The 19,993-nt window shown below is 70.7% G+C and carries 17 protein-coding genes; 14 read left to right on the forward strand and 3 right to left on the reverse strand.

The window, feature by feature from the left end; all coding sequences use genetic code 11:
- Both A5767_RS15200 and eccD read right to left on the reverse strand, forming a co-directional pair.
- Positions 1–622 (reverse strand): S8 family serine peptidase (locus A5767_RS15200; RefSeq protein ID WP_331712097.1); only part of this gene is annotated, 622 nt, incomplete at its 3' end.
- A gap of 2 nt (positions 623–624) precedes the next feature.
- On the reverse strand, positions 625–2,076 hold the full coding sequence (gene eccD, locus A5767_RS15205; RefSeq protein ID WP_228044602.1) for a type VII secretion integral membrane protein EccD: 1,452 nt from the start codon (positions 2,074–2,076) through the stop codon (positions 625–627).
- Between the two features lie 195 nt (positions 2,077–2,271).
- Between eccD and eccCa the strand changes: the two genes are divergently transcribed.
- The 9 genes from eccCa (at position 2,272) to A5767_RS15250 (ending at position 12,854) form a co-directional block, all read left to right on the forward strand.
- On the forward strand, positions 2,272–6,255 hold the full coding sequence (gene eccCa / locus A5767_RS15210; RefSeq protein WP_064852634.1) for a type VII secretion protein EccCa: 3,984 nt from the start codon (positions 2,272–2,274) through the stop codon (positions 6,253–6,255).
- On the forward strand, positions 6,255–7,769 hold the full coding sequence (locus A5767_RS15215; RefSeq protein ID WP_231913197.1) for a type VII secretion-associated protein: 1,515 nt from the start codon (positions 6,255–6,257) through the stop codon (positions 7,767–7,769). Before eccCa ends, A5767_RS15215 begins: the two co-directional genes overlap by 1 nt.
- 130 nt (positions 7,770–7,899) lie before the next feature.
- Positions 7,900–8,253 (forward strand): WXG100 family type VII secretion target, encoded by a 354-nt coding sequence (locus A5767_RS15220; RefSeq protein ID WP_019288588.1) that lies wholly within the window; start codon positions 7,900–7,902, stop codon positions 8,251–8,253.
- A gap of 60 nt (positions 8,254–8,313) precedes the next feature.
- Complete coding sequence (locus A5767_RS15225) at positions 8,314–8,604, forward strand: WXG100 family type VII secretion target (RefSeq protein ID WP_016690931.1); 291 nt, start codon at positions 8,314–8,316, stop codon at positions 8,602–8,604.
- 289 nt (positions 8,605–8,893) lie between these two features.
- Complete coding sequence (gene rplM / locus A5767_RS15230; RefSeq protein WP_006550055.1) at positions 8,894–9,337, forward strand: 50S ribosomal protein L13; 444 nt, start codon at positions 8,894–8,896, stop codon at positions 9,335–9,337.
- Positions 9,334–9,837 (forward strand): 30S ribosomal protein S9, encoded by a 504-nt coding sequence (gene rpsI / locus A5767_RS15235; RefSeq protein WP_006550056.1) that lies wholly within the window; start codon positions 9,334–9,336, stop codon positions 9,835–9,837. The genes rplM and rpsI overlap by 4 nt, the downstream gene beginning before the upstream one ends.
- 152 nt (positions 9,838–9,989) lie before the next feature.
- Entirely contained in the window at positions 9,990–11,330 is a 1,341-nt protein-coding gene (gene glmM / locus A5767_RS15240) for a phosphoglucosamine mutase (protein WP_006550057.1), read from the forward strand.
- Between the two features lie 118 nt (positions 11,331–11,448).
- On the forward strand, positions 11,449–11,817 hold the full coding sequence (locus tag A5767_RS15245) for a hypothetical protein (RefSeq protein WP_064852618.1): 369 nt from the start codon (positions 11,449–11,451) through the stop codon (positions 11,815–11,817).
- Positions 11,814–12,854, forward strand: a complete 1,041-nt coding sequence (locus A5767_RS15250) for a WXG100 family type VII secretion target (protein ID WP_064852619.1) — start codon at positions 11,814–11,816, stop codon at positions 12,852–12,854. The genes A5767_RS15245 and A5767_RS15250 overlap by 4 nt, the downstream gene beginning before the upstream one ends.
- Before the next feature lie 16 nt (positions 12,855–12,870).
- On the opposite strand, the gene A5767_RS15255 is transcribed toward A5767_RS15250, so the two are convergent.
- A complete protein-coding gene (locus A5767_RS15255; RefSeq protein WP_006550060.1) occupies positions 12,871–13,719 on the reverse strand; it encodes a hypothetical protein in 849 nt (282 codons plus the stop codon).
- Between the two features lie 128 nt (positions 13,720–13,847).
- Between A5767_RS15255 and glmS the strand changes: the two genes are divergently transcribed.
- The 5 genes from glmS to tsaE are packed head-to-tail and all read left to right on the forward strand — an operon-like array spanning position 13,848 to position 19,968.
- The gene (gene glmS, locus A5767_RS15260; protein WP_006550061.1) at positions 13,848–15,713 is read left to right on the forward strand and encodes a glutamine--fructose-6-phosphate transaminase (isomerizing); all 1,866 of its coding nucleotides are present in this window, start codon (positions 13,848–13,850) and stop codon (positions 15,711–15,713) included.
- Between the two features lie 28 nt (positions 15,714–15,741).
- Positions 15,742–17,193, forward strand: a complete 1,452-nt coding sequence (locus tag A5767_RS15265) for a bifunctional ADP-dependent NAD(P)H-hydrate dehydratase/NAD(P)H-hydrate epimerase (RefSeq protein ID WP_064852620.1) — start codon at positions 15,742–15,744, stop codon at positions 17,191–17,193.
- Positions 17,194–17,251: 58 nt separating this feature from the next.
- On the forward strand, positions 17,252–18,424 hold the full coding sequence (alr, locus tag A5767_RS15270; protein ID WP_039584927.1) for an alanine racemase: 1,173 nt from the start codon (positions 17,252–17,254) through the stop codon (positions 18,422–18,424).
- Between the two features lie 4 nt (positions 18,425–18,428).
- Positions 18,429–19,487: an alpha/beta fold hydrolase gene (locus A5767_RS15275; protein ID WP_006550064.1), complete on the forward strand. Its 1,059-nt coding sequence runs from the start codon at positions 18,429–18,431 to the stop codon at positions 19,485–19,487.
- Positions 19,480–19,968 (forward strand): tRNA (adenosine(37)-N6)-threonylcarbamoyltransferase complex ATPase subunit type 1 TsaE, encoded by a 489-nt coding sequence (tsaE, locus tag A5767_RS15280; RefSeq protein ID WP_064852621.1) that lies wholly within the window; start codon positions 19,480–19,482, stop codon positions 19,966–19,968. Before A5767_RS15275 ends, tsaE begins: the two co-directional genes overlap by 8 nt.
- The last annotated feature ends 25 nt before the right edge of the window (positions 19,969–19,993 follow it).

The raw sequence follows: 19,993 nt of genomic DNA on the forward strand, positions 1-19,993 counted from the left end.
TCCGGCAGGCGACCGCGGAGACGTTGACGACGGTGGCGCCGAGATCCACCGCCTGCCGGACGGCCGCCGCGAGGGTCCGTACGTCGCCGTATCCGGAGGCGTTGCGCGCGGCATCGTCGTCCGATCGGGAGCGGTCGGAGAAATGGCCGCTCGACTGGCGGATGGCGATGATCCCCACGTCGGGTGCGCCACCGGCGAAACCCGATCCGGGTGTCGGCCGCGCCGCGATCAGGCCGGCGACGAGGGTGCCGTGCGCGTCGCAGTCCTCGGTGCCGTCACCCGTGGACACGTAGTCGCCACCCGGCCTCGGGGCCGGCAACCGCGGATGCGGATGGACCCCGGTGTCGATGACGGCGACCACCTGCCCCGCTCCCCGGGTGATCGGCCACACGGACGCGAAGTCGAGGATGCGTTGTGCCCGAGGGATCTGCGGTCCGTCGGGAGCATCCGGCAGCTCTGCGCACAGCACCCGCATCTCGGTGGCCTCGGGAGGCGCAGGCGTCGCGCCGGCGGGCAGTTGCGCCGGATCGGGTACCGGGGGCGCGGCGGTCGCGAGACCCGGAGTAGTGGTCGCTATCAGGGCGGCGAGGGCCAGGACCGCGAACCGGTGTGACAGCCGCACCGTCACAGTCCGCGGATCGCTGCGTACACACCGGCGACCCAGCAGGCCAACGGCACGACGGTGGCGATGGTCGCGTACTCCGCGATCTCGGCGATCCGGCGTTGTACCGGAGTGAACGTCCGTCGCGGCGCGACCACACCGAAGAGGAAACCGGCACACGCGAGACCCGTAGCGGATGCGAACACCGCCCACGGCGGCAACGCTCCGCTCGCTGCCGCACCGACGAGCAGCCCGAGCAGCAGTACCGCGCCACCGGCCACGAGGGGAGCCGCCTGCGCGGTCGCGGTGTAGGTGCGGCCTCGGAAGACCAGGACCACGGCCGACGCCACGGCCAGTGCTACCGCGGGCACGGACACGTCTCCGTCCAACGGGAACGCGGCGCACCACGCTCCGCCCGCCGTGAGTAGGACGACGGCGTGGACGATTCCGGTGAGCGCGCTCCGTGCCCGATTCGCACGGTGCTCGAGCTCCGCCTGTGACGGCAACCCGGACACGCTGCTCTCGGGGGTCTCCGGTTCGAGCGGAGCGCCCGGAGCAGGGACCGGGGGGATGGGGAGTTTCGCGAGCATCGCCGCGAGGCGTGGTGCCGTGCCGGCGAGCAGCAGCGCCACCACCACCGTTCCGGCTCCGAGGGCGCGCGCCTCGAGTTCGGTGGTCGATGCGAGGGTGGCCGTCACGACGACGCCCGCGGCGGTCGCGGCGACCGCCGTGCACGGTGCGAGGCCGATGCGGGTGGCACGCACGGCGAGCACTGCGACCGCACCGGTCAGTGCCGCGGCGAGGACGAGACGCGGCGCCGGCGATTCGCCGGGAACGAGCAGCGCCCCGGCCGTCGCTGCGAGCGGGAAGGCGCACCACAGCAGCGCGGTCGCGGTCCGTCGATCGTCGTGGAGCCGGGCGAGGATGCCTGCGGCGAGCAGCACCAGGAGAGGCAGCGCGGCGCACACGGCTCCGAGGGCGAGACGGCTCGCGCCGTCGGGCAGGAACAGCAACGGTACGCAGCCCGCGGCGAGGGCGACCGGACCCAGGACGGCCGCGATGAGACCCGACGGGCCCGCACCCCACGGCGTCGTGGTCCGGTCCGAGGCCGCGACGCTGTACATGACGTCGTCGAACAACGGTGGAGGAGCGGGGGATCCGGCGTCCTCCAGGACGAGGATCTCCCCGTCGCGGACGCCGTGCTCGTCGAGACTCAGCGCACCGGACAGCGGGGCCCGACCGATCCGGGCGAGCGCCCAGCCGTCGGGTTCCGTGCGTTCGGGTGTCGCGTCGAAGTCGTTGTCGGGCCGGTGGCCGGCGACGAGATTCACGATCCCCGGGAGCAGCAGCGCCACCGGAACGTCGAGGGGCAGTGCGAGATCGACCTCGGTGTGGCGGGCGAGCACGGTGATCCGGCACAGATCCGGGGCGCCCACCTGCCCCGGGGTCTCGGATCGCGCACGCACAGATGTCATCGGCCTCGGTTCCCCCCGTCACTGCAGTCCGAACGACGCAGACCATACGACATCGTCCCGACCGGTGTCGTGCCCGAGTTGTCCGTCGAGGGGCCGAGGGGCGAACAGGAGCACGGAAGGTCGCAGCCATGGGTTAGTCTTCCACGACCGTGGGGCCGTAGGGGGCGGCCGACGGCGTTCCGGGGGGTGACGAACGTGAGTACCGTGCGTTTCGTACGCAGAGCACGGCGGGAGGCACCGCGCGCTCCCAGCGGCGAGGTGAGTGTCCAACCGCCACCGGACATTCCCCGGGCCACGCCCGGCAATCTGGTGACCAGACTGCTCCCGCTCGTGATGGTCGCGGCGATGATCGGGATGGTCGCGCTGATGTTCACCACCGGCGCCGCACGCAGCCCCATGGCGATGATCTTCCCGCTCATGATGGTCGTGTCCCTGGTGGGCATGCTCGCCAACGGTGGTCGCAGCGGGGGAACGAAGACCGCCGAGGCGAACGAGGACCGCAAGGACTATCTGCGCTATCTCGACCAGCTCCGGCGCGAGGTCACCGAGACGGCGCACGAACAACGTCGGGCGCTCGAATGGTCGCATCCCGACCCGGCCCTGCTGTGGACCCTCGCCGGCACCGTCCGGATGTGGGAGCGGCGCAGCACCGATCCCGACTTCGGTCACCTCAGGGTGGGGCGCGGCGGGCAGCGACTCGCGACCCGACTCGTGCCTCCGGACACCGGGCCGGTCGAGGATCTCGAACCCGTCGCCGCCCTGTCGCTGCGCAGGTTCGTGCGCGCGCACTCGGTGGTGCAGGCGCTGCCCACGGCTGTGTCGCTGCGGGGTTTCGCGGCGATCGGCCTCGAGGGCGATCGCAGCGCGGCGCGCTCGCTCGCTCGGGGGATGCTCGCGCAGGCGTGCACCTTCCACGGTCCCGACACACTGCAGGTCGCCGTCGTGTGCGGGCCCGACACCGCTGCGGAATGGGAATGGATCAAGTGGCTGCCGCATGCGCAGAACCCGGTCCTGCGCGACGGTGCGGGCAGTGCACGCACGGTGTTCGGTTCGCTGTTCGAACTCGAGACCGATCTCGCGGCGGTCCTCGCCGGTCGCAGCAGATTCGTCCGGAACGCCCCGGCCACCGAGGGTGCCGTGCACCTCGTCGTGGTCGTCGACGGCGGGGTCACGGGATCGGGTTCGGGGGTGCTCGACGACGGTCTCGACGCAGTGACCGTGCTCGACCTCTCCGGTTACGCCACGCGGCTCAGCGCGACGCGCGGCCTGCGCCTGGCGGTCGAGGAAGGACGGGTCGGGGTCGCCACCGGCACCGACGTCGACATCTTCGCCGATGCCGACGGCATCGGGACTCCGCAGGCACAGACGTTGGCCAGACTGCTCGCGCCGTACCGGGTGACGAGCGGAGCGGTGGACGAGAGCGCCGGCGACGACCGGCCGTCGAGCTGGCAGGAGCTGCTGGGCCTCGGGGACGTGGCCCGCTTCGACCCCGCGCAGGTATGGGTGCCACGCCGCGGGCGCGACCGCCTGCGGGTACCGATCGGTGTCGGCATCGACGGTGCGCCTGTCGAACTCGACCTCAAGGAGGCCGCCGAGAACGGGATGGGACCGCACGGACTGTGCATCGGCGCAACCGGATCGGGAAAGAGCGAGTTCCTGCGGACGCTGGTCCTCGGTCTCGTGGCGACGCACCCGCCGGAGGCACTCAACCTGGTCCTCGTGGACTTCAAGGGCGGCGCGACCTTCCTCGGTCTGGACCGGATCTCGCACGTCGCGGCGGTGATCACCAACCTCGCCGACGAGATCGCGATGGTCGACCGCATGAAGGACGCCCTCGAAGGCGAGATGAACCGCCGCCAGGAACTGCTCCGGACCGCAGGCAACTTCGCCAACGTCGGCGACTACGAGAAGGCCAGGGCGGCAGGTGCACCGCTCGACCCGCTGCCCGCGCTGTTCATCGTGGTCGACGAGTTCTCCGAACTGCTCTCTCAACAGCCCGAATTCGCCGACCTCTTCGCGGCGATCGGACGCCTGGGCCGGTCGCTGCACATGCACCTGCTGCTCGCCAGCCAACGACTCGACGAGGGTCGCCTCCGCGGTCTCGACAGCCACTTGTCGTACCGCATCGGCCTGAAGACCTTCTCCGCAAACGAATCGCGGAGCGTTCTCGGCGTTCCCGACGCCTACCACCTGCCGTCGACACCCGGCGCCGGATATCTGCGGACCGATTCCGCCGACATCCAGCGGTTCTCCGCGGCGTACGTCTCGGGGCCGTACGAGCCCGGCCGCCCCACCCGGCGCACCCGATCGGCGGTGCCGGCCGGCACGTCCCGGCCCCGGCTCTTCACCGCGCGGGCGGTGCCGGTCGACGCCGGTCCGCCCGCCCCGGTCACGGAGCCGCTCCCGGTTCTTCCCGCGGGCGACGGCCGGAGCGTGCTCGAGGTGGTCGTCGACCGGATGCGGGGGCACGGAACACCGGCGCACGAGGTGTGGCTTCCTCCGCTCGACGACTCCCCGTCGCTCGACATGCTGCTGCCCAGGTCGGTGCTCACCGGCGACGTGCCGCGTCACGCAACCTTGCGCACCGTCGTCGGTGTCGTCGACCGGCCGTTCGAGCAACGCCGCGACCCGCTGGTGGTCGACCTGTCCGGGTCGGCCGGCAACGTCGTGGTGGTCGGCGGCCCGCAGTCCGGGAAGTCCACACTGCTGCGCAGCCTCGTCCTGTCGATGGCCCTCACGCACAACGCCGAGCAGGTGCAGTTCTACGGTCTCGATTTCGGTGGTGGCACGTTGTCCGGTCTGGCCGGCCTGCCGCACGTCGGTTCCGTCGCGGGGCGGCACGACACCGACCGGGTGCGCCGCACGGTCGCGGAGATGATGTCGCTGCTGCGTCGTCGCGAACGGTCCTTCGCCGAGAACGGCATCGAGTCCATAGCTCAGCTGCGGCGGATGCGCGCCGACGCGGTCGCACCGGCCACCGACGATCCGTTCGGCGACGTCTTTCTCGTCGTCGACGGTTGGCCGAGCATCCGGCAGGACTTCGAGGCACTGGAACAGACGATCGGGATCCTCGCCGCCCAGGGTCTGTCCTACGGCATCCACGTGGTGCTCAGCGCCCCACGCTGGGGTGACGTGAGGCCCGCCATGCGCGACCTGCTGGGTACGCGGCTCGAACTCCGCCTCGGCGACCCGTCCGACTCCGAGTACGGCCGAAAGAGAGCGGCGATGGTGCCGGAAGGGCGGCCGGGACGCGGTATCGACCGCGATGGCCTGCACATCCTGGGGGCGCTGCCGCGGGTGGACGGAAGCTCCGATCCGGCCGATCTCGCGGTCGGCGTCGCAGCGGCGGTCGAGGCCGTCCGTGCTGCCACGCCGGGGCGTTCGGCGCCACCGGTGCGCATGCTGCCCGAACGCATCGACCGGCCCGACCTTCTCACAGCTCTGCCCTCAGGGTGGCCGCCACCGGCCGACGCGTCCCCGGCGGCCCGGCTCTCCGTCCCGATCGGCATCGACGAATCCGAACTCGCGCCCGTATCGGTGGATTTCACCGACCATCCGCACCTGCTGATCTTCGGCGACTCGGAGTGCGGCAAGACCAATCTGCTGCGAGGGCTGTGCCGCGGACTGGTCGAAGCCGGCAGCGGTGCGCAGACCAGGATCATCGTCGGCGACTACCGCCGCACGCTGCTCGGTGTCGTGGGCGGCGACCATCTCGGGGGATACGCTGCGTCGGCAACGGTCCTCGCAGCCATGGTCCGCGAACTCGCCGGCATCTTCGAGCGCCGGCTGCCGGGCCCCGGCACGACGCAACAACAGCTGCGCGATCGATCGTGGTGGACCGGACCCGAAGTGTTCGTGGTGATCGACGACTACGACATGGTCGCCACCTCTGGCCAGAATCCGCTGCTGCCGTTGCTCGACTATCTCCCGCAGGGACGCGACATCGGCCTGCACCTGGTGGTCGCGCGTCGCTCGGGTGGTGCCGGACGCGCGATGTACGAACCGATCCTCGGGCGTCTGCGGGAGTTGTCGACTCCGGGTCTGATCATGAGCGGTAGCCGCGACGAGGGAGCGCTCGTCGGCGCGGTCCGTCCGTCGCCGGTGCCGCCGGGCCGCGGCACACTCGTACGACGCGACGGCACGGCGCTCGTCCAGACCGCGTGGGCGCCGGAGGTGTGATGGCGCTCCGGGACGAGACGGTCGTCGCGGTCGCGTTCACGCTGACACCCGGATCCGTCCACATCGGATGGCCCGGAACCACGCGCAGCGTGCCCGCTCTCGCCGCGGATCTCGGCGACCGACGGGTCTACGGAGCGGCAGCGGAGGAACCGTCGGAGCCGGCCGGCGTCGCAGGACTCATGGATGTCACGGAACTCGTGGATGCGGCCGCGGTCGAAGGGGAAACCGAACTCGGAGAACTGCTGAGCGGGCTCGTCTCCTACGCCGCAGCGACCGTGGGTGCACCGGACATCGGCGGGGTGGCGTGCGCGATACACCCGACCTGGTGGAACGAGCGGCGCCGCGATCTCTTCCGGACCGCCGTGCGGCAGGTCGCAGGCGATACGATCCTGCTTCCGGCCGCGGTGGCCGCCGCGCGCGCCGCCGATCCTGCGCCGCACGAGCGGTGTGCGGTGCTCGAATTCGCCGCCGGGGGAGTCACCGCCGTGAGCATCGCTCCGCCGGGACCCGACGGGCCGACCGTCGAACGACTCGCACGCGATCCGGGTCTGTCGGTGCACTCCCCGGACGCCGCGATGCGACTCGAGAACCTGCTGACCTCGGTGTGCGGCGGGGCTGGGCCGGAGGTCGTGGTGGTGACCGGCGGCCCGGGCGAACCGTCCGGTGTCGAATCCTTCTCTCTCGCAGTTGATCTCGTGGGTTCGAGTCGGCGGGTCCTGCCCGTCGCGGCCTCGGAGATGCTCAGCGCCGTGACCGGCCCTCCGGCGCCACCGGCCGGAACCGGAGGGACCGCGAGAGCCCCGGCCATCGCTCCGACGACCGACGGACCCGACAGGACACTGCCGTGGCTCAGCGAGGTGCGCGCACGCCCGGATCCCCCTCGTGGCGGGCGGGCCGGCACGGTGCCCGCGCTGGTCGTCGCCGGGGCGGTGATTCCGTTCCTGCTCGCCGCTGCGATCTTCCTGTGGCCGCTTCTCACCGGAGAAGGTGGAGACGCGGAGGTCCCGGCTCCGCCGGAAGTCGTTGCTGCAGAGGAGCCGCCGACCGACGCTCGTGAGCCCGAGTCGGCCGCCGACGCCGGTCCCTCCCCGTCGACGCGGATCGACGCCGGTCCGCTGCACCTCGACCTGCCGGAGGGCTGGCGCGTCCGCGACCCCGCGACCGTGCCCGAGGGGCGCGCGGAACTGATACCGGTCGGCGGAACCGATCGCCGGATCCTGGTCGTGTACCGCGATCTTCCCGACGGGATCGACGAGCGCTCGGTCGCCTCCGCGTTGGCGGAGCGGGCCGCCGAACGTGCACCTGTCATCCGTGACCTCGACACCGACACGACCTTCGCCGACCGCAAGGTCGTGGCGTACACCGAAGTTCCCGACGACTACTCGGTGGTGCGGTGGTCGGTCCTGGTCTTCCCCGGACTTCAGGTCTCCGTGGGATGCCAGTACCTCGAGGGGGAATGGACCCGTATCCGGAGTGAATGCGAGCAGGCCGTCCACACCCTCCGGGGCGGGTGAGAAAAGAAGGTCCACGAATTTCGGAAGGCGCGGAACCGATACCGGATCGGGTGCGTCCAACCAGATGTAGGAGCCAGGACCGGCTCGACACCGAGCCGGATGATCCACGCACGAGCGAAGGAGTACGCCGTTGACCCAACCGACCGGCAATTCGAATCACCTCACCACCGATGTAGCGACCATGGAGGTCGTCGCGGGACAACTCCAGGACTCCCGCGCCGAACTCGACGCGATCCTCGGTCGTCTGACGGGCGTGGTGCAGTCCGCGCCGTCGGTCTGGCGGAGCCGCTCGGCGGAACAGTTCGCCGGAATCATGGAGCGCTGGAACGTCAACCACACCAAGCTGTCGAACGCCCTGGACGAACTGGCAGAAGCCGTGCGCACCAGTGGACGGTCGTACGCCGCTGCCGAGGACCAGCAGGCCCAGTCCTTGTCGGCGATCGACCCCGATGGCGGTTCGGTGCTCAACGGGTCGTTCAACTGATCGCCGGTCGCTCCGGCACACAGCCCTCCGGCACACATTCGAGAACAAGGAGAACGATCCGTGTCCGAGATCTATCAGAACTTCGCCGGCGTCGCCGACCTGCACGCCCAGCTCGTGTCCGGTCAGAAGGCGATCGAGGCGACGCTCGACCGCATCGAGGGGCAGGTGGCGCCCCTCATCGCCACCTGGGACAGTGGGGCGCAGGAGCGCTACGCCGCCACGCAGGCGCGCTGGAACGAGGCCGAGGCCGGCCTCATCCAGGTGCTGCACGACATCGGTCGGGTGGTCTCGACCGGTAACGACAACATGCAGGAGGTCGAGCGACTGAACCAGCAGCGCTTCCCGGGCTGATCCGGGTCTGCCGGATCCGGACCGATCCGGCGCTGTCACGTCCCGGTGGTGGAGAGGCCGCCGGGACGTGCTGCTGCTTCCGGGGTGCTCCAGCGGAGGGTGCGCAAGGGCAGGGCTGCTGCGGCGCTTTGACCGGCCCGGCGTCCGCCCGGTAGAGTGTCCCCTCGGCGTGTCGCACGTCGTCGTGCCCTGTGGTGCGACGAACACCTCTCCCGGGTCCCAACTGGCCGCCGGGCGTGGCAACCGTCGGCATGCAGGCCAGCAGCGAAACGATAGACGAGGAAGATCTGTGTCTACGTACACACCGAAGGCCGGCGACGTGACCCATCAGTGGCACGTCATCGACGCCACCGACGTGGTGCTCGGCCGCCTCGCGGTGCAGGCGGCAAACCTGCTCCGCGGCAAGCACAAGCCCACATTCGCGCCGCACGTCGACGGTGGTGACTTCGTCGTCATCATCAACGCCGACAAGGTTGCCGTCTCCGGCAACAAGCGGACCGACAAGTTCCTCTACAGCCACTCCGGTCACCCGGGCGGTCTGCGGGCTCGTTCCGTCGGCGAGGTTCTCGAGAAGAACCCCGACCGCCTCGTGGAGAAGGCCGTCACCGGCATGCTCCCGAAGAACAAGCTCGGTCGCGCCATCGCGAAGAAGCTGAAGGTCTACGCGGGCCCGAACCACCCCCACGCCGCGCAGCAGCCGGTGCCGTTCGAGATCAAGCAGGTGGCACAGTGACGACGCCCGAGGAACAGAACGTGAACCCCGAAGAGTACGTCGAGAACGTCGAGGTCGCTGCAGACGAGTACGTCGAGGACGTCGTCGAGGCACCTGCTGCCCCGATCGTGTTCGACCGTCCGGTCCAGACCGTCGGTCGCCGTAAGGAGGCTGTCGTCCGCGTCCGCCTCGTGCCCGGCACCGGCAACTTCACCCTCAACGGCCGCACCATCGAGGACTACTTCCCGAACAAGGTGCACCAGCAGCTCGTGAAGTCGCCCCTGGTGACGGTCGAGCGCACCGAGTCGTTCGACATCCACGCACGCCTGCACGGCGGCGGTCCGTCCGGCCAGGCCGGCGCGCTGCGTCTCGCCATCGCGCGTGCACTCACCGAGGTCACCCCCGAGGATCGCCCCGCGCTCAAGCGTGCCGGCTTCCTCACGCGTGACCCGCGTGCCGTCGAGCGCAAGAAGTACGGCCTGAAGAAGGCCCGTAAGGCATCGCAGTACTCCAAGCGCTGATGTGCCGCCGACGCTGATTTCGTCAGAGTCGGCACCTGTTCCATCACGAGAGCAGGCGTCGGTAGACATCTCCTACCGGCGCCTGCTTTCGTGCATTCTGTCCTCTATCGACACCCGCGGCGGGGGCCGCACACGACTGGGAGGCTGTGTACATGGGTCGGTTGTTCGGCACCGACGGAGTCCGGGGCTTGGCCAACGCCGAGCTCACATTGGAGCTGGCAGTACGCCTGGCAGGCGCTGCGGCAGCGGTCCTGGCCCCGCAGGGTGCCGAGCGGCGACCGGTCGCGGTCGTGGGTCGAGATCCACGCGCGAGCGGGGAGATGCTCGAGGCGGCCGTCACGGCCGGACTCACCGCAGCCGGAGTCGACGTGGTGTCGGTGGGCGTACTGCCCACCCCAGCGGTCGCGTACCTCACGGGTGACTACGGCGCCGACCTCGGCGTGATGATCTCCGCGTCGCACAACCCGATGCCCGACAACGGCATCAAGATCTTCGCAGCCGGCGGGCACAAGCTCGACGACGAGGTCGAGGACCGGATCGAAGCGGTGCTGCACGGCGACGCCGAGAGCGCCGCACGCCCCACCGGCTCCGGTATCGGCCGGGTGCGCGTCGTGTCCGACGCCCTCGACCGTTATCTCGCGCATCTCGCGACGGCCGTGCACAAGCCGCTCACCGGTACGACCGTAGTGGTCGACTGCGCGCACGGCGCCGCCTCGCAGGCCGGCCCGGCCGCCTACGCGGCCGCAGGTGCCACGGTCATCGCGATCAACGCCGAACCCGACGGACTGAACATCAACGACGGCTGCGGATCCACGCACCTGTCCGTGCTGCAGCAGGCCGTGCTCGAGCACGGCGCCGACCTCGGTCTCGCGCACGACGGCGACGCCGACCGCTGCCTCGCCGTCGATGCGACCGGCACGGTGGTCGACGGTGACGCGATCATGGCGATCCTCGCTCTCGGCATGCACGAAGCCGGTGAACTTCCCGACGACACCCTCGTCGCCACGGTGATGAGCAATCTCGGTCTGCATCTCGCGATGCGCGCGGCGGGGATCCAGGTGCGCACCGTCGGCGTGGGCGACCGCTACGTGCTCGAGGAGCTCCGCCGCGGTGGCTACGGCCTCGGCGGTGAGCAGTCCGGCCACATCGTCCTGCCCGCGCACGGTACGACCGGCGACGGCGTGCTCACGGGCCTGCGCCTGATGGAGCGGATCGCCACGACGGGTCTGCCGCTCGCGAAGCTCGCCTCGGTGATGACATCGCTTCCGCAGGTCCTCGTGAACGTGCGGGTCCACGACAAGGTCGCCGTCGCGAGCGATCCTGCGGTGGCGGACGCGGTCGCGGAGGCCGAGCGCGAACTCGGTGAGACCGGCCGGGTGCTGCTGCGTCCGTCGGGCACCGAGCAGCTCGTACGCGTCATGGTCGAAGCCGCCGACGACGATCACGCCCGGGCGGTCGCCGACCGTCTCGCGGGAGTCGTCGCCGCCGTCTGACCTGCGCGGTCCCTGCCCTTCGCTGCCGGTTTCCGCTCGCAGTCACGCTGCGGTGGAACCGGATCGTCCTGCGCTGCGTCCTAACCCTTCGAGAGGGTTCGGTGGGTGAAGGGCGGACATGGACACACAGCACAGCACGATCCAGGTCGACGGCGACGCGGTGCGAGCCGTCGCGGCACGACTCGAGGAGGTCGCCGAGGACGCCGACGACGAGATCCGTCGTGGCTTCGGCGGTCTCGTCTTCGACGGCTCCGGTGCCGGATCGACGCACCGGTCGGCCGGCGTTCGCGTCGAGACCGGATATCGCAGGATGCGTGCGACGTGTGAGAGCTGGGCGGCGACCGTGCAGGCGCACGCCGACGCATTGCGCGCGGCGGCAGACAGATACCGGCACCAGGACGACGCGACCGGCATCGCCCTCACCGCTGTGACCGGTGCCGAACTCGACAGCGTCGGGTTCGGCGACGCAGGGACCCGGCAGCCGTGAGGACCCCTCCCGAGAGCGCAGGCGACATCCTCGACGCGGGAGCGCCCGGCCTGGCCCGTCTGACCGACCTCGTGCAGTCCCTGCACACTCTCGGGCTCGAGTCCGGCTGTTGCGTCGCGGACGTCCGGGCACGCTACGACGAGGAACGAACCCTCTCGTTGCCCGCCCTCGCCGACGACGCCGCCACGACGCGCTCGCTCGCGACCTCGCTCGGTCGTCGGACCGACGAACAGCGTCGCCTCCTGCAGCAACTCGACGAGTCGTGGGACGGATCCGCCGCCGACCGGGCTCGCGCCGAGCTGACGGCCACCGTCCGTTCCGGAGTGGCGCTGTGTGCGTCGCTGACCGATCTCGCGGTCGCGCTGGAATCGGCGGCCACCGCGATCGCCGCAGCGTTGCGTGAGAAGGCCCGCGTCGTCGGGGAACTCGCGGAAGGCACCGTCGACGGTCGCACGAGGGACGAGATCGACACGATCGTCGCCGGAGCGAGCGGTGGCCCGCACGGACCGAGCCCGGAGGAGCATGCCCGCTGGTTCGGCAACCCGCCCGGTGGCGACGTGGGCGACCCGCCCGGTGGCAACCTGGGCGACCCGCCCGGTGGCAACCTGGGCGACCCGCCCGGTGGCGACGTGTCCGACCCTGCCGCCGAGTGCCGGAGATGGATGGAGGAACGTCTGGTCCCGGCGGTCCGAGACGCCGTCGACGTGGTGCTCGGGGCATGTGAGGAGGCCGGCCGCCGGATCGCCGGGAGCGTCACCGACCTGGCGACGACCACCGAACGCGTCGCCGATGATGCCGGGGCGGCGGCCGCGGACGTATCCGGTGCCGGGACGGTGGCTCCCGTCGTCGACGACGGGTCGACGCAGCACGGACCGAGCGACCCGCCGAATCAAGGTGCACTGCTGACGGTTCCCGGGATCCGCCCGGGCGAACGCAGACGCGAACACACCCCAGGACCGGTCGAGGCCGACCGCCGGCAGGACGAGAACGACGAGGGCGGTGCAGGAGCCGTGCTCGCGGAAGCCGGACCGCTGTGACGCGAACGACGGAACGTCAGCGCCCGAGGAGCAGGTTGACCTGCGTGCCGAGATCGCGATCGACGACGTCGGGGTCGGAGATCACCGTGGAGCCGGGCAGCTCCGTGGTGAGGTCGGAGAAGATCGCGTACGTCTTGTCGCCTGTGAGACGGTGCAGCAGGAAGCCGGTGAGCAGCGCACGAGTGCGTTCCTGGGTGCGACGCTCGGCACCACCGACGCCGAGCACTCCGAGCAGGCGGCGCCCCTCGACGAGTCCTTCGTCGTTCGCCTTCTCGACGACCCGCAGCTGCACGTCGTCGCTGCCCCAGCCCCGGGCGACCGCGACGGCGTCGCTGGTCATCGACCCGATGCTCTTCTCGCCGACGAGGACGAGGCCCGGTGCCCGCACGCGGCCCGCGGCTTCGGAGGCAGCGGGGGAGACGGGCGAGGGGTAGAGCGCGGCGACGGCCGCGACCTCACGCCTCGCAGCGGCGAGCACCGCCGCCCCGGCACCCGAGCCGTGGCCCACCAGCGCGAGCTTCGACGGATGGACACTGATCCGCCCGGTACCGAGACGCACGCCGGTGCAGATGTCGAGGGTGGTGAGCAGGTCGGTCGACAAGCCGATCGTCGACGGCACCGGTCCGCGTTCGGTGTTGGGTGCGCCCACCACGATTCCCCAGGACGCGAGGTGCTCGAAGAGCTTCGTGTACTTCGTGACCCCGGTGAGCCAGCCGTGCCCGAACGCGATCGCGGGCAGGTCGAAGCCTTCCGCTGGGGTGTACACGACACCCGGCTGACCGGCGAGCGCCAGGTCGCCGCGCAGCACCGAGTGCGGGCCGCGCCGGGAGAGTTCCTGAGCCAGTTTCTTGGGGTTCGCCGCCACGGCCTGAACGTTAGCGGATGGCGCTGCCCGCCGGGGTCGGTGCGTACCGGACGGCGTGCCCCGATGCAGGTGTACGGGCTCACCGGTGTGTTGTTCCCGGGCGGGGGTCGACCAGTACCCTGCTAGGCATGTGCGGAATCGTGGGCTATGTCGGGCACCGTCGTGCTCTCGACGTCGTGGTGGAAGCGCTGCGGCGGATGGAGTACCGGGGTTACGACTCGGCGGGAATCGCCATCCTCGACGGCAAGGGTGGTCTGGCCGTCGAGCGGAAGGCGGGGCGGCTGGTCAATCTGGAGGCCGAGCTCGCCGAGATCGGCGAGGAGCACTTCGCCGGTACCGCGGGGATGGGGCATACCCGGTGGGCCACCCACGGTCGTCCCACCGACCGCAATGCGCATCCGCATCGCGACGCGACCGGCAAGGTCGCGGTGGTGCACAACGGCATCATCGAGAACTTCGCGCCGCTGCGTGAGGAGCTCGAGAAGTCGGGTGTGGAGCTGGCCAGCGACACCGACACCGAGGTCGCGGTGCATCTGGTGGCCCGCGCCTACGCCGAGGGTCCGACGGCGGGCAACTTCGTCGACAGCGCCCGCAGTGTGCTGCGCCGGCTGCAGGGTGCGTTCACACTGGTCTTCGCCCACGCCGATCATCCGGGCACGATCGTCGCGGCGCGCCGGTCGACGCCGCTGGTCGTCGGGGTCGGCGACGGTGAGATGTTCATCGCCTCGGACGTCGCGGCGTTCATCGAGTTCACCCGGGAGGCGGTCGAGCTCGGTCAGGACCAGGTCGTGGTGATCACGAACAACTCCTACGAGGTCACCGACTTCGACGGCAACACCGACGTGGCGACGCGTCCGTTCACCATCGACTGGGATCTCGCCGCCGCCGAGAAGGGCGGCCACGACTACTTCATGCTCAAGGAGATCGAGGAGCAGCCGGCCGCGGTCGCCGACACCCTGCGCGGTCACTTCGTCGACGGGTGCATCGTGCTCGACGAGCAGCGCCTGTCCGATCAGGAACTGCGCGACATCGACAAGGTGTTCGTCGTCGCCTGCGGCAGCTCGTACCACTCGGGCCTGGTCGCCAAGTACGCGATCGAGCACTGGACCCGCCTGCCCGTCGAGGTCGAGCTGGCCTCGGAGTTCCGCTACCGCGATCCGGTGCTCGACCGGTCCACGCTGGTCGTGGCGATCTCGCAGTCCGGGGAGACCGCCGACACCCTCGAAGCGGTCCGGCACGCCAAGGATCAGAAGGCGCGGGTGCTGGCGGTGTGCAACACCAACGGCGCGCAGATCCCGCGGGAGGCCGACGCGGTGCTCTACACCCGCACCGGCCCGGAGATCGGTGTGGCGTCGACGAAGGCGTTCCTGGCGCAGATGGCCGCGAACTACCTCGTGGGTCTGGCGCTGGCGCAGGCGCGCGGCACGAAGTATCCCGACGAGGTGGCCCGCGAGTACCAGGATCTGGCGGCGATGCCGGAGAAGATCGCCGAGCTGCTGACCGGCATGGAGCCGGTGCGGGCGCTGGCGCGGGAGCTGTCGGCCTCGCCGGCCGTGCTGTTCCTCGGTCGGCACGTGGGCTACCCGGTCGCGCTCGAGGGTGCGCTCAAGCTCAAGGAGCTGGCGTACATGCACGCCGAGGGTTTTGCGGCCGGTGAGCTCAAGCACGGCCCGATCGCGCTGATCGAGGACGGGCTGCCCGTCATCGTCGTGATGCCGTCGCCGAAGGGCCGCGCCGTGCTGCACAGCAAGCTGCTCAGCAACATCCGCGAGATCCAGGCCCGCGGGGCCGTCACCGTCGTCATCGCCGAGGAGGGCGACGAGACGGTCCGGCCGTTCGCCGATCACCTCGTCGAGATCCCGTCGTCGGCGTCGCTGCTGCAGCCGTTGTTGTCGACGGTGCCGTTGCAGGTCTTCGCCGCGGAGGTCGCGCAGGCCCGTGGTTACGACGTCGACAAGCCCCGCAACCTCGCCAAGTCGGTCACCGTCGAATAGCGACCCACCCGCCGGTGCAGGAGGGACGATGCGCAGTTTTCACCCGTCCGACGTGGTCCGCGCGGCGGAGGCGCCGCTGCTGGAGTCTCTCCCCGAGGGAACCCTCATGCGGCGCGCGGCCTACGGACTCGCGCGGGTCGTGGCTTCCGAACTGCGTGAACGCACCGGTGGGATCGCCGGTCGGCGGGTGAGCCTGCTCGTCGGGTCCGGCGACAACGGCGGCGACGCGCTGTGGGCGGGAACCTTCCTGCGCCGGCGGGGCGTGTCCGTCACTGCACTGCTGCTCGACCCCGACCGGGCGCACCCCGCGGGTCTGCGGGCACTGCGGAAGGCCGGCGGGCGGATCGTCCCGGCGACTCCAGAGCACCTCGGCGACCCGGACCTCGTGCTCGACGGCATCGTCGGCATCTCCGGGCGCGGCCCGCTGCGACCGGCGGCGGCCGCGCTCGTGGACGAGATCACCGCGCCGATCATCGCCGTCGACATCCCGAGCGGTGTCGGCCCCGATACCGGTGCCGTCGACGGACCGGCGATCACGGCCGCGGTGACCGTCACCTTCGGCGCCTACAAGCCGGTCCATGCACTCGGCGCCACGCGCTGCGGTCGCGTCGAACTCGTCGACATCGGACTCACACTCCCGGAGGCCGGGCTGGTCGCGGCGGAACCGTCCGAGATCGGCGCGATCTGGCCGGTGCCCGGCGCCGAGGACGACAAGTACTCCCAGGGTGTGGTGGGTGTCCGTGCCGGCAGCGCCCGGTATCCGGGGGCGGGTGTGCTGTGCACGGGAGCGGCCGTCGCCGCGACCTCCGGCATGGTGCGCTACGCCGGGTCGGGTGCATCCGAGGTGCTCGCGCGGTTCCCCGAGGTCGTCGTGTCGCCCTCGGTGGCCGAGACCGGGCGGGTGCAGGCCTGGGTCGTGGGGCCGGGTGCCGGTACCGACGATGAGGCCTGCGCGAACCTGCGCGACATCCTCGCCACCGACCTGCCGGTGCTCGTCGACGCCGACGGACTCACGCTCCTCGCCCGCGAACCCGGTCTCGTGCGGGGCCGGTCCGCGCACACCCTGCTCACCCCGCACGCCGGCGAGTTCGCACGCCTGACCGGGAACCGCCCCGAACCGGACCGGGTCGCGGCGGTACGTTCCCTCGCCGCCGACTGGGGAGTGCACGTGCTGCTCAAGGGGCGCGCGACGCTCGTGGCACGGCCCGACGGGCACGTCTTCGTCAACGATGCGGGCGGTTCGTGGGCGTCGACCGCGGGTGCCGGGGACGTGTTGGCCGGTGTCATCGGGTCGTTGCTCTCGTCGGGCATGCCGGTGGACCTGGCCGCGGCGGCCGGTGCTCGGGCCCACGCCCTCGCCGCGAACCTGGCCGCGCAGGACCCCGAGTCCCCTGGAGCGGCGCCGACCTCGGCGAGCGCGATCCTCTCGCGACTCGGCGACTCGATTCGTCTGTTGCGCACCCACATTGCCGAATCGTGACGTGGTACACGGGGACACGACGTCGACGTCCGACGGCGCAGTGGCAGGATCGACAGACGTGACCACGACCCAACGCACCCCGCGACCTGCACGTACCGTCCTTCCCCAAGCCGAAGCCCTCATCGATCTCGATGCCGTGGCGGAGAACGTACGAGCGCTCCGGGAGTACGCGGGTCCCGCTGCGGTCATGGCCGTCGTCAAAGCCGACGCCTACAACCACGGGGCCGTGCCGGTCGCGCGTGCCGCGCTCGCCGCAGGCGCCCGCGAACTGGGTGTGACGACGCTCGGCGAGGCCCTCGAACTCCGCGCCGCGGGTATCGAGGCTCCGATCCTGTCGTGGCTGCACACCGCCGACTCCGATTTCGCTCCCGCCGTCGAGGCCGGGATCGAACTGGGCGTGTCCTCGCCGCGGCATCTAGCGGCCGTCGTCGAGGCGGCGCGGCAGGTCGGGGTCACCGCGACCGTCACGGTCAAGGTCGACACCGGCCTCAACCGCAACGGTGTCGCCGTCGACGAGTGGGACGACATGGTGCGCGACCTGGGCCGGGCACAGGCCGAAGGTGTCGTGCGGCTGCGTGGAGCCTTTTCGCACCTCGCCCACGGCGACGAACCCGAGCATCCGGGCAACGCCGAGCAGCGCGACCGGCTGAGCGAGGCCGTCGCGGATCTGCGGCGGCACCATCTGGCTCCCGAGGTGGTGCACCTGTCGAATTCCGCGGCCACCGTCACCCGTCCCGACCTGCGATTCGACATGGTTCGGCCCGGAATTGCGATGTACGGGTTGACACCGATCCCGGAACTCGGCGACCTGGGCTTCCGGCCGGTGATGACCGTGCGGGCGAGGGTGGTGCTGGTGAAGAAGGTGAAGGCGGGAGACGGGGTGTCCTACGGGCACACCTGGACTGCTCCCGCGGATACGACGGTGGCGCTGCTGCCCATGGGATATGCGGACGGGATCCGCCGCAATCTCAGCGGGCGCATCGAGGTGCAGCTCGGCGGGCGCCGGTGCCCGCAGATCGGGCGCGTGTGCATGGATCAGGTCGTCGTCGACCTCGGCCCCGATGGGGCAGGAGTAAGCGAGGGCGACGAGGTGTTGTTCTTCGGTGACGGGCGTCACGGAGAGCCGAACGCCCAGGACTGGGCGGACAAGCTGGGCACGATCAACTACGAGATCGTGACCGGCATCGGCGGACGGACCGTCCGGACCTATGTCGGAGCGAAGGGAGCGTGACGTCATGTCACTCGTGAACAGGATGGGACTCCTCGGTGCGAGCCTTGCGACGCTCGCATCGTCGGCGGGACTGTACGCGGTCAAGACCGCGGGCGCGCCCGCCCATGAGATCTATCAGAACGAGGACTTCGACGAGATCCTCCGGCTCCCGCGCCGCATCGTGACCACCGAGGACGGTGTCCCGCTCGTGGTCCGCGAGAGCGGCTCGGCCCTGGCTCGGCTCACCGTCGTGTTCGTCCACGGCTACTGCCTGCGCATGCAGGCCTGGCATATGCAGTACCGCCACCTGCGCGAACAGTGGGGGCGTGACGTGCGTGCCGTCTTCTACGACCAGCGTGGTCACGGCGAATCCGGTTTCTCCGGTGCCGCGACGTGCACCATCGCGCAGCTCGGCCGCGACCTGGGCCGGGTGATCGACGAAGTCGCGCCCACCGGTCCGGTGGTGGTGGTGGGCCACTCGATGGGCGGCATGACCGCGATCGCGCTCGCCTCCCAGCGGCCCGACCTGTTCGGTGAACGCATCGTGGGCGTCGGTCTGCTGGCGACCACCGCGGCAGGGCTCAGCAAGACCGGTATCGGACGCAATCTCGAGAACCCGGTGATCGACGCGTTCCGGTACGCGGCGCGTACCGCACCGGGATTCGTGCAGTTCGCGCGCGGCGCGGCCCGTGCCGTCGTGACGCCGATCCTGCGTGCGGCGTCCTACGGCACGGTCGTGAGCCCCCGCCTGGTGAAGTTGTCCGACCGGATGCTCGACGAGACGTCGGTGCTCACCATCGTCAACTTCCTCCGCACCCTCGAACTGCACGACGAGTCCGCGGCGCTTCCGGTCCTGGGCACCGTGCCCGTGCTGGTGCTGTCCGGCGACGCCGACATGGTCATCCCGTACGCGAGTTCCGAGGCGCTGGCGGAGCAGCTGCCCGATGTCGAACTCAAGCGGGTACGTGGTGCCGGGCACCTCGTGCAGCTGGAGTTCCCCGAGGTGGTCGACCGTGCCCTCGATCGTCTGATCCAGCGGAGTTTCACGCAGGGAGTGAACGGAAGGCAGATCGCAATTGGGTGATTCGCAATCGAGTGGGCCGCAGGCGGGGGAGCAGACCATCGAACTGCCGACCGTGGAGGACACCGAGGCGTTCGGGCGCAGGCTTGCAGCCGAGCTGCGGGCCGGGGACCTCGTCGTGCTCGACGGGCCGCTCGGCGCGGGAAAGACGTCACTGACCCGCGGAATCGCCGCCGGCCTCGGGGTGGAGGGACGCGTGACCTCCCCGACCTTCGTCATCGCCCGCGAACACCGTCCCGGTAGTCCGGAGGGACGCGAACCGGTCGGGCTCGTCCACGTCGACGCCTACCGTCTCGGCGACGGACCGAACGCCCTCGACGAACTCGACGCGCTCGACCTCGACACCGACCTGACCGACACCGTCGTGGTGGTCGAATGGGGCGGTGGCTTGGTCGAACAGCTCGCCGAACGGCATCTGAGGGTCCGGCTCCGGCGCGACCCGGGCACCGATGTCCGCCGTGCCTCGTGGGAATGGATCGGCTGAGCCACCGGCAGTCCGCATGCCGGTG

It is taken from the genome of Rhodococcus sp. 852002-51564_SCH6189132-a (assembly GCF_001665495.1).
In the GTDB taxonomy this organism is placed as follows: Bacteria; Actinomycetota; Actinomycetes; order Mycobacteriales; family Mycobacteriaceae; genus Rhodococcus; species Rhodococcus pyridinivorans.

What these genes read in the sequence shown, in the direction of transcription:
- A5767_RS15245 (WP_064852618.1), top strand. Translation starts at nt 11,449, where the DNA reads ATGGACACACAGCACAGCACGATCCAGGTCGACGGCGACGCGGTGCGA.
- A5767_RS15265 (WP_064852620.1), top strand. Translation starts at nt 15,742, where the DNA reads ATGCGCAGTTTTCACCCGTCCGACGTGGTCCGCGCGGCGGAGGCGCCG.
- A5767_RS15275 (WP_006550064.1), top strand. Translation starts at nt 18,429, where the DNA reads ATGTCACTCGTGAACAGGATGGGACTCCTCGGTGCGAGCCTTGCGACG.
- glmS (WP_006550061.1), top strand. Translation starts at nt 13,848, where the DNA reads ATGTGCGGAATCGTGGGCTATGTCGGGCACCGTCGTGCTCTCGACGTC.
- A5767_RS15215 (WP_231913197.1), top strand. Translation starts at nt 6,255, where the DNA reads ATGGCGCTCCGGGACGAGACGGTCGTCGCGGTCGCGTTCACGCTGACA.
- eccD (WP_228044602.1), bottom strand. Translation starts at nt 2,076, where the DNA reads ATGACATCTGTGCGTGCGCGATCCGAGACCCCGGGGCAGGTGGGCGCC.
- glmM (WP_006550057.1), top strand. Translation starts at nt 9,990, where the DNA reads ATGGGTCGGTTGTTCGGCACCGACGGAGTCCGGGGCTTGGCCAACGCC.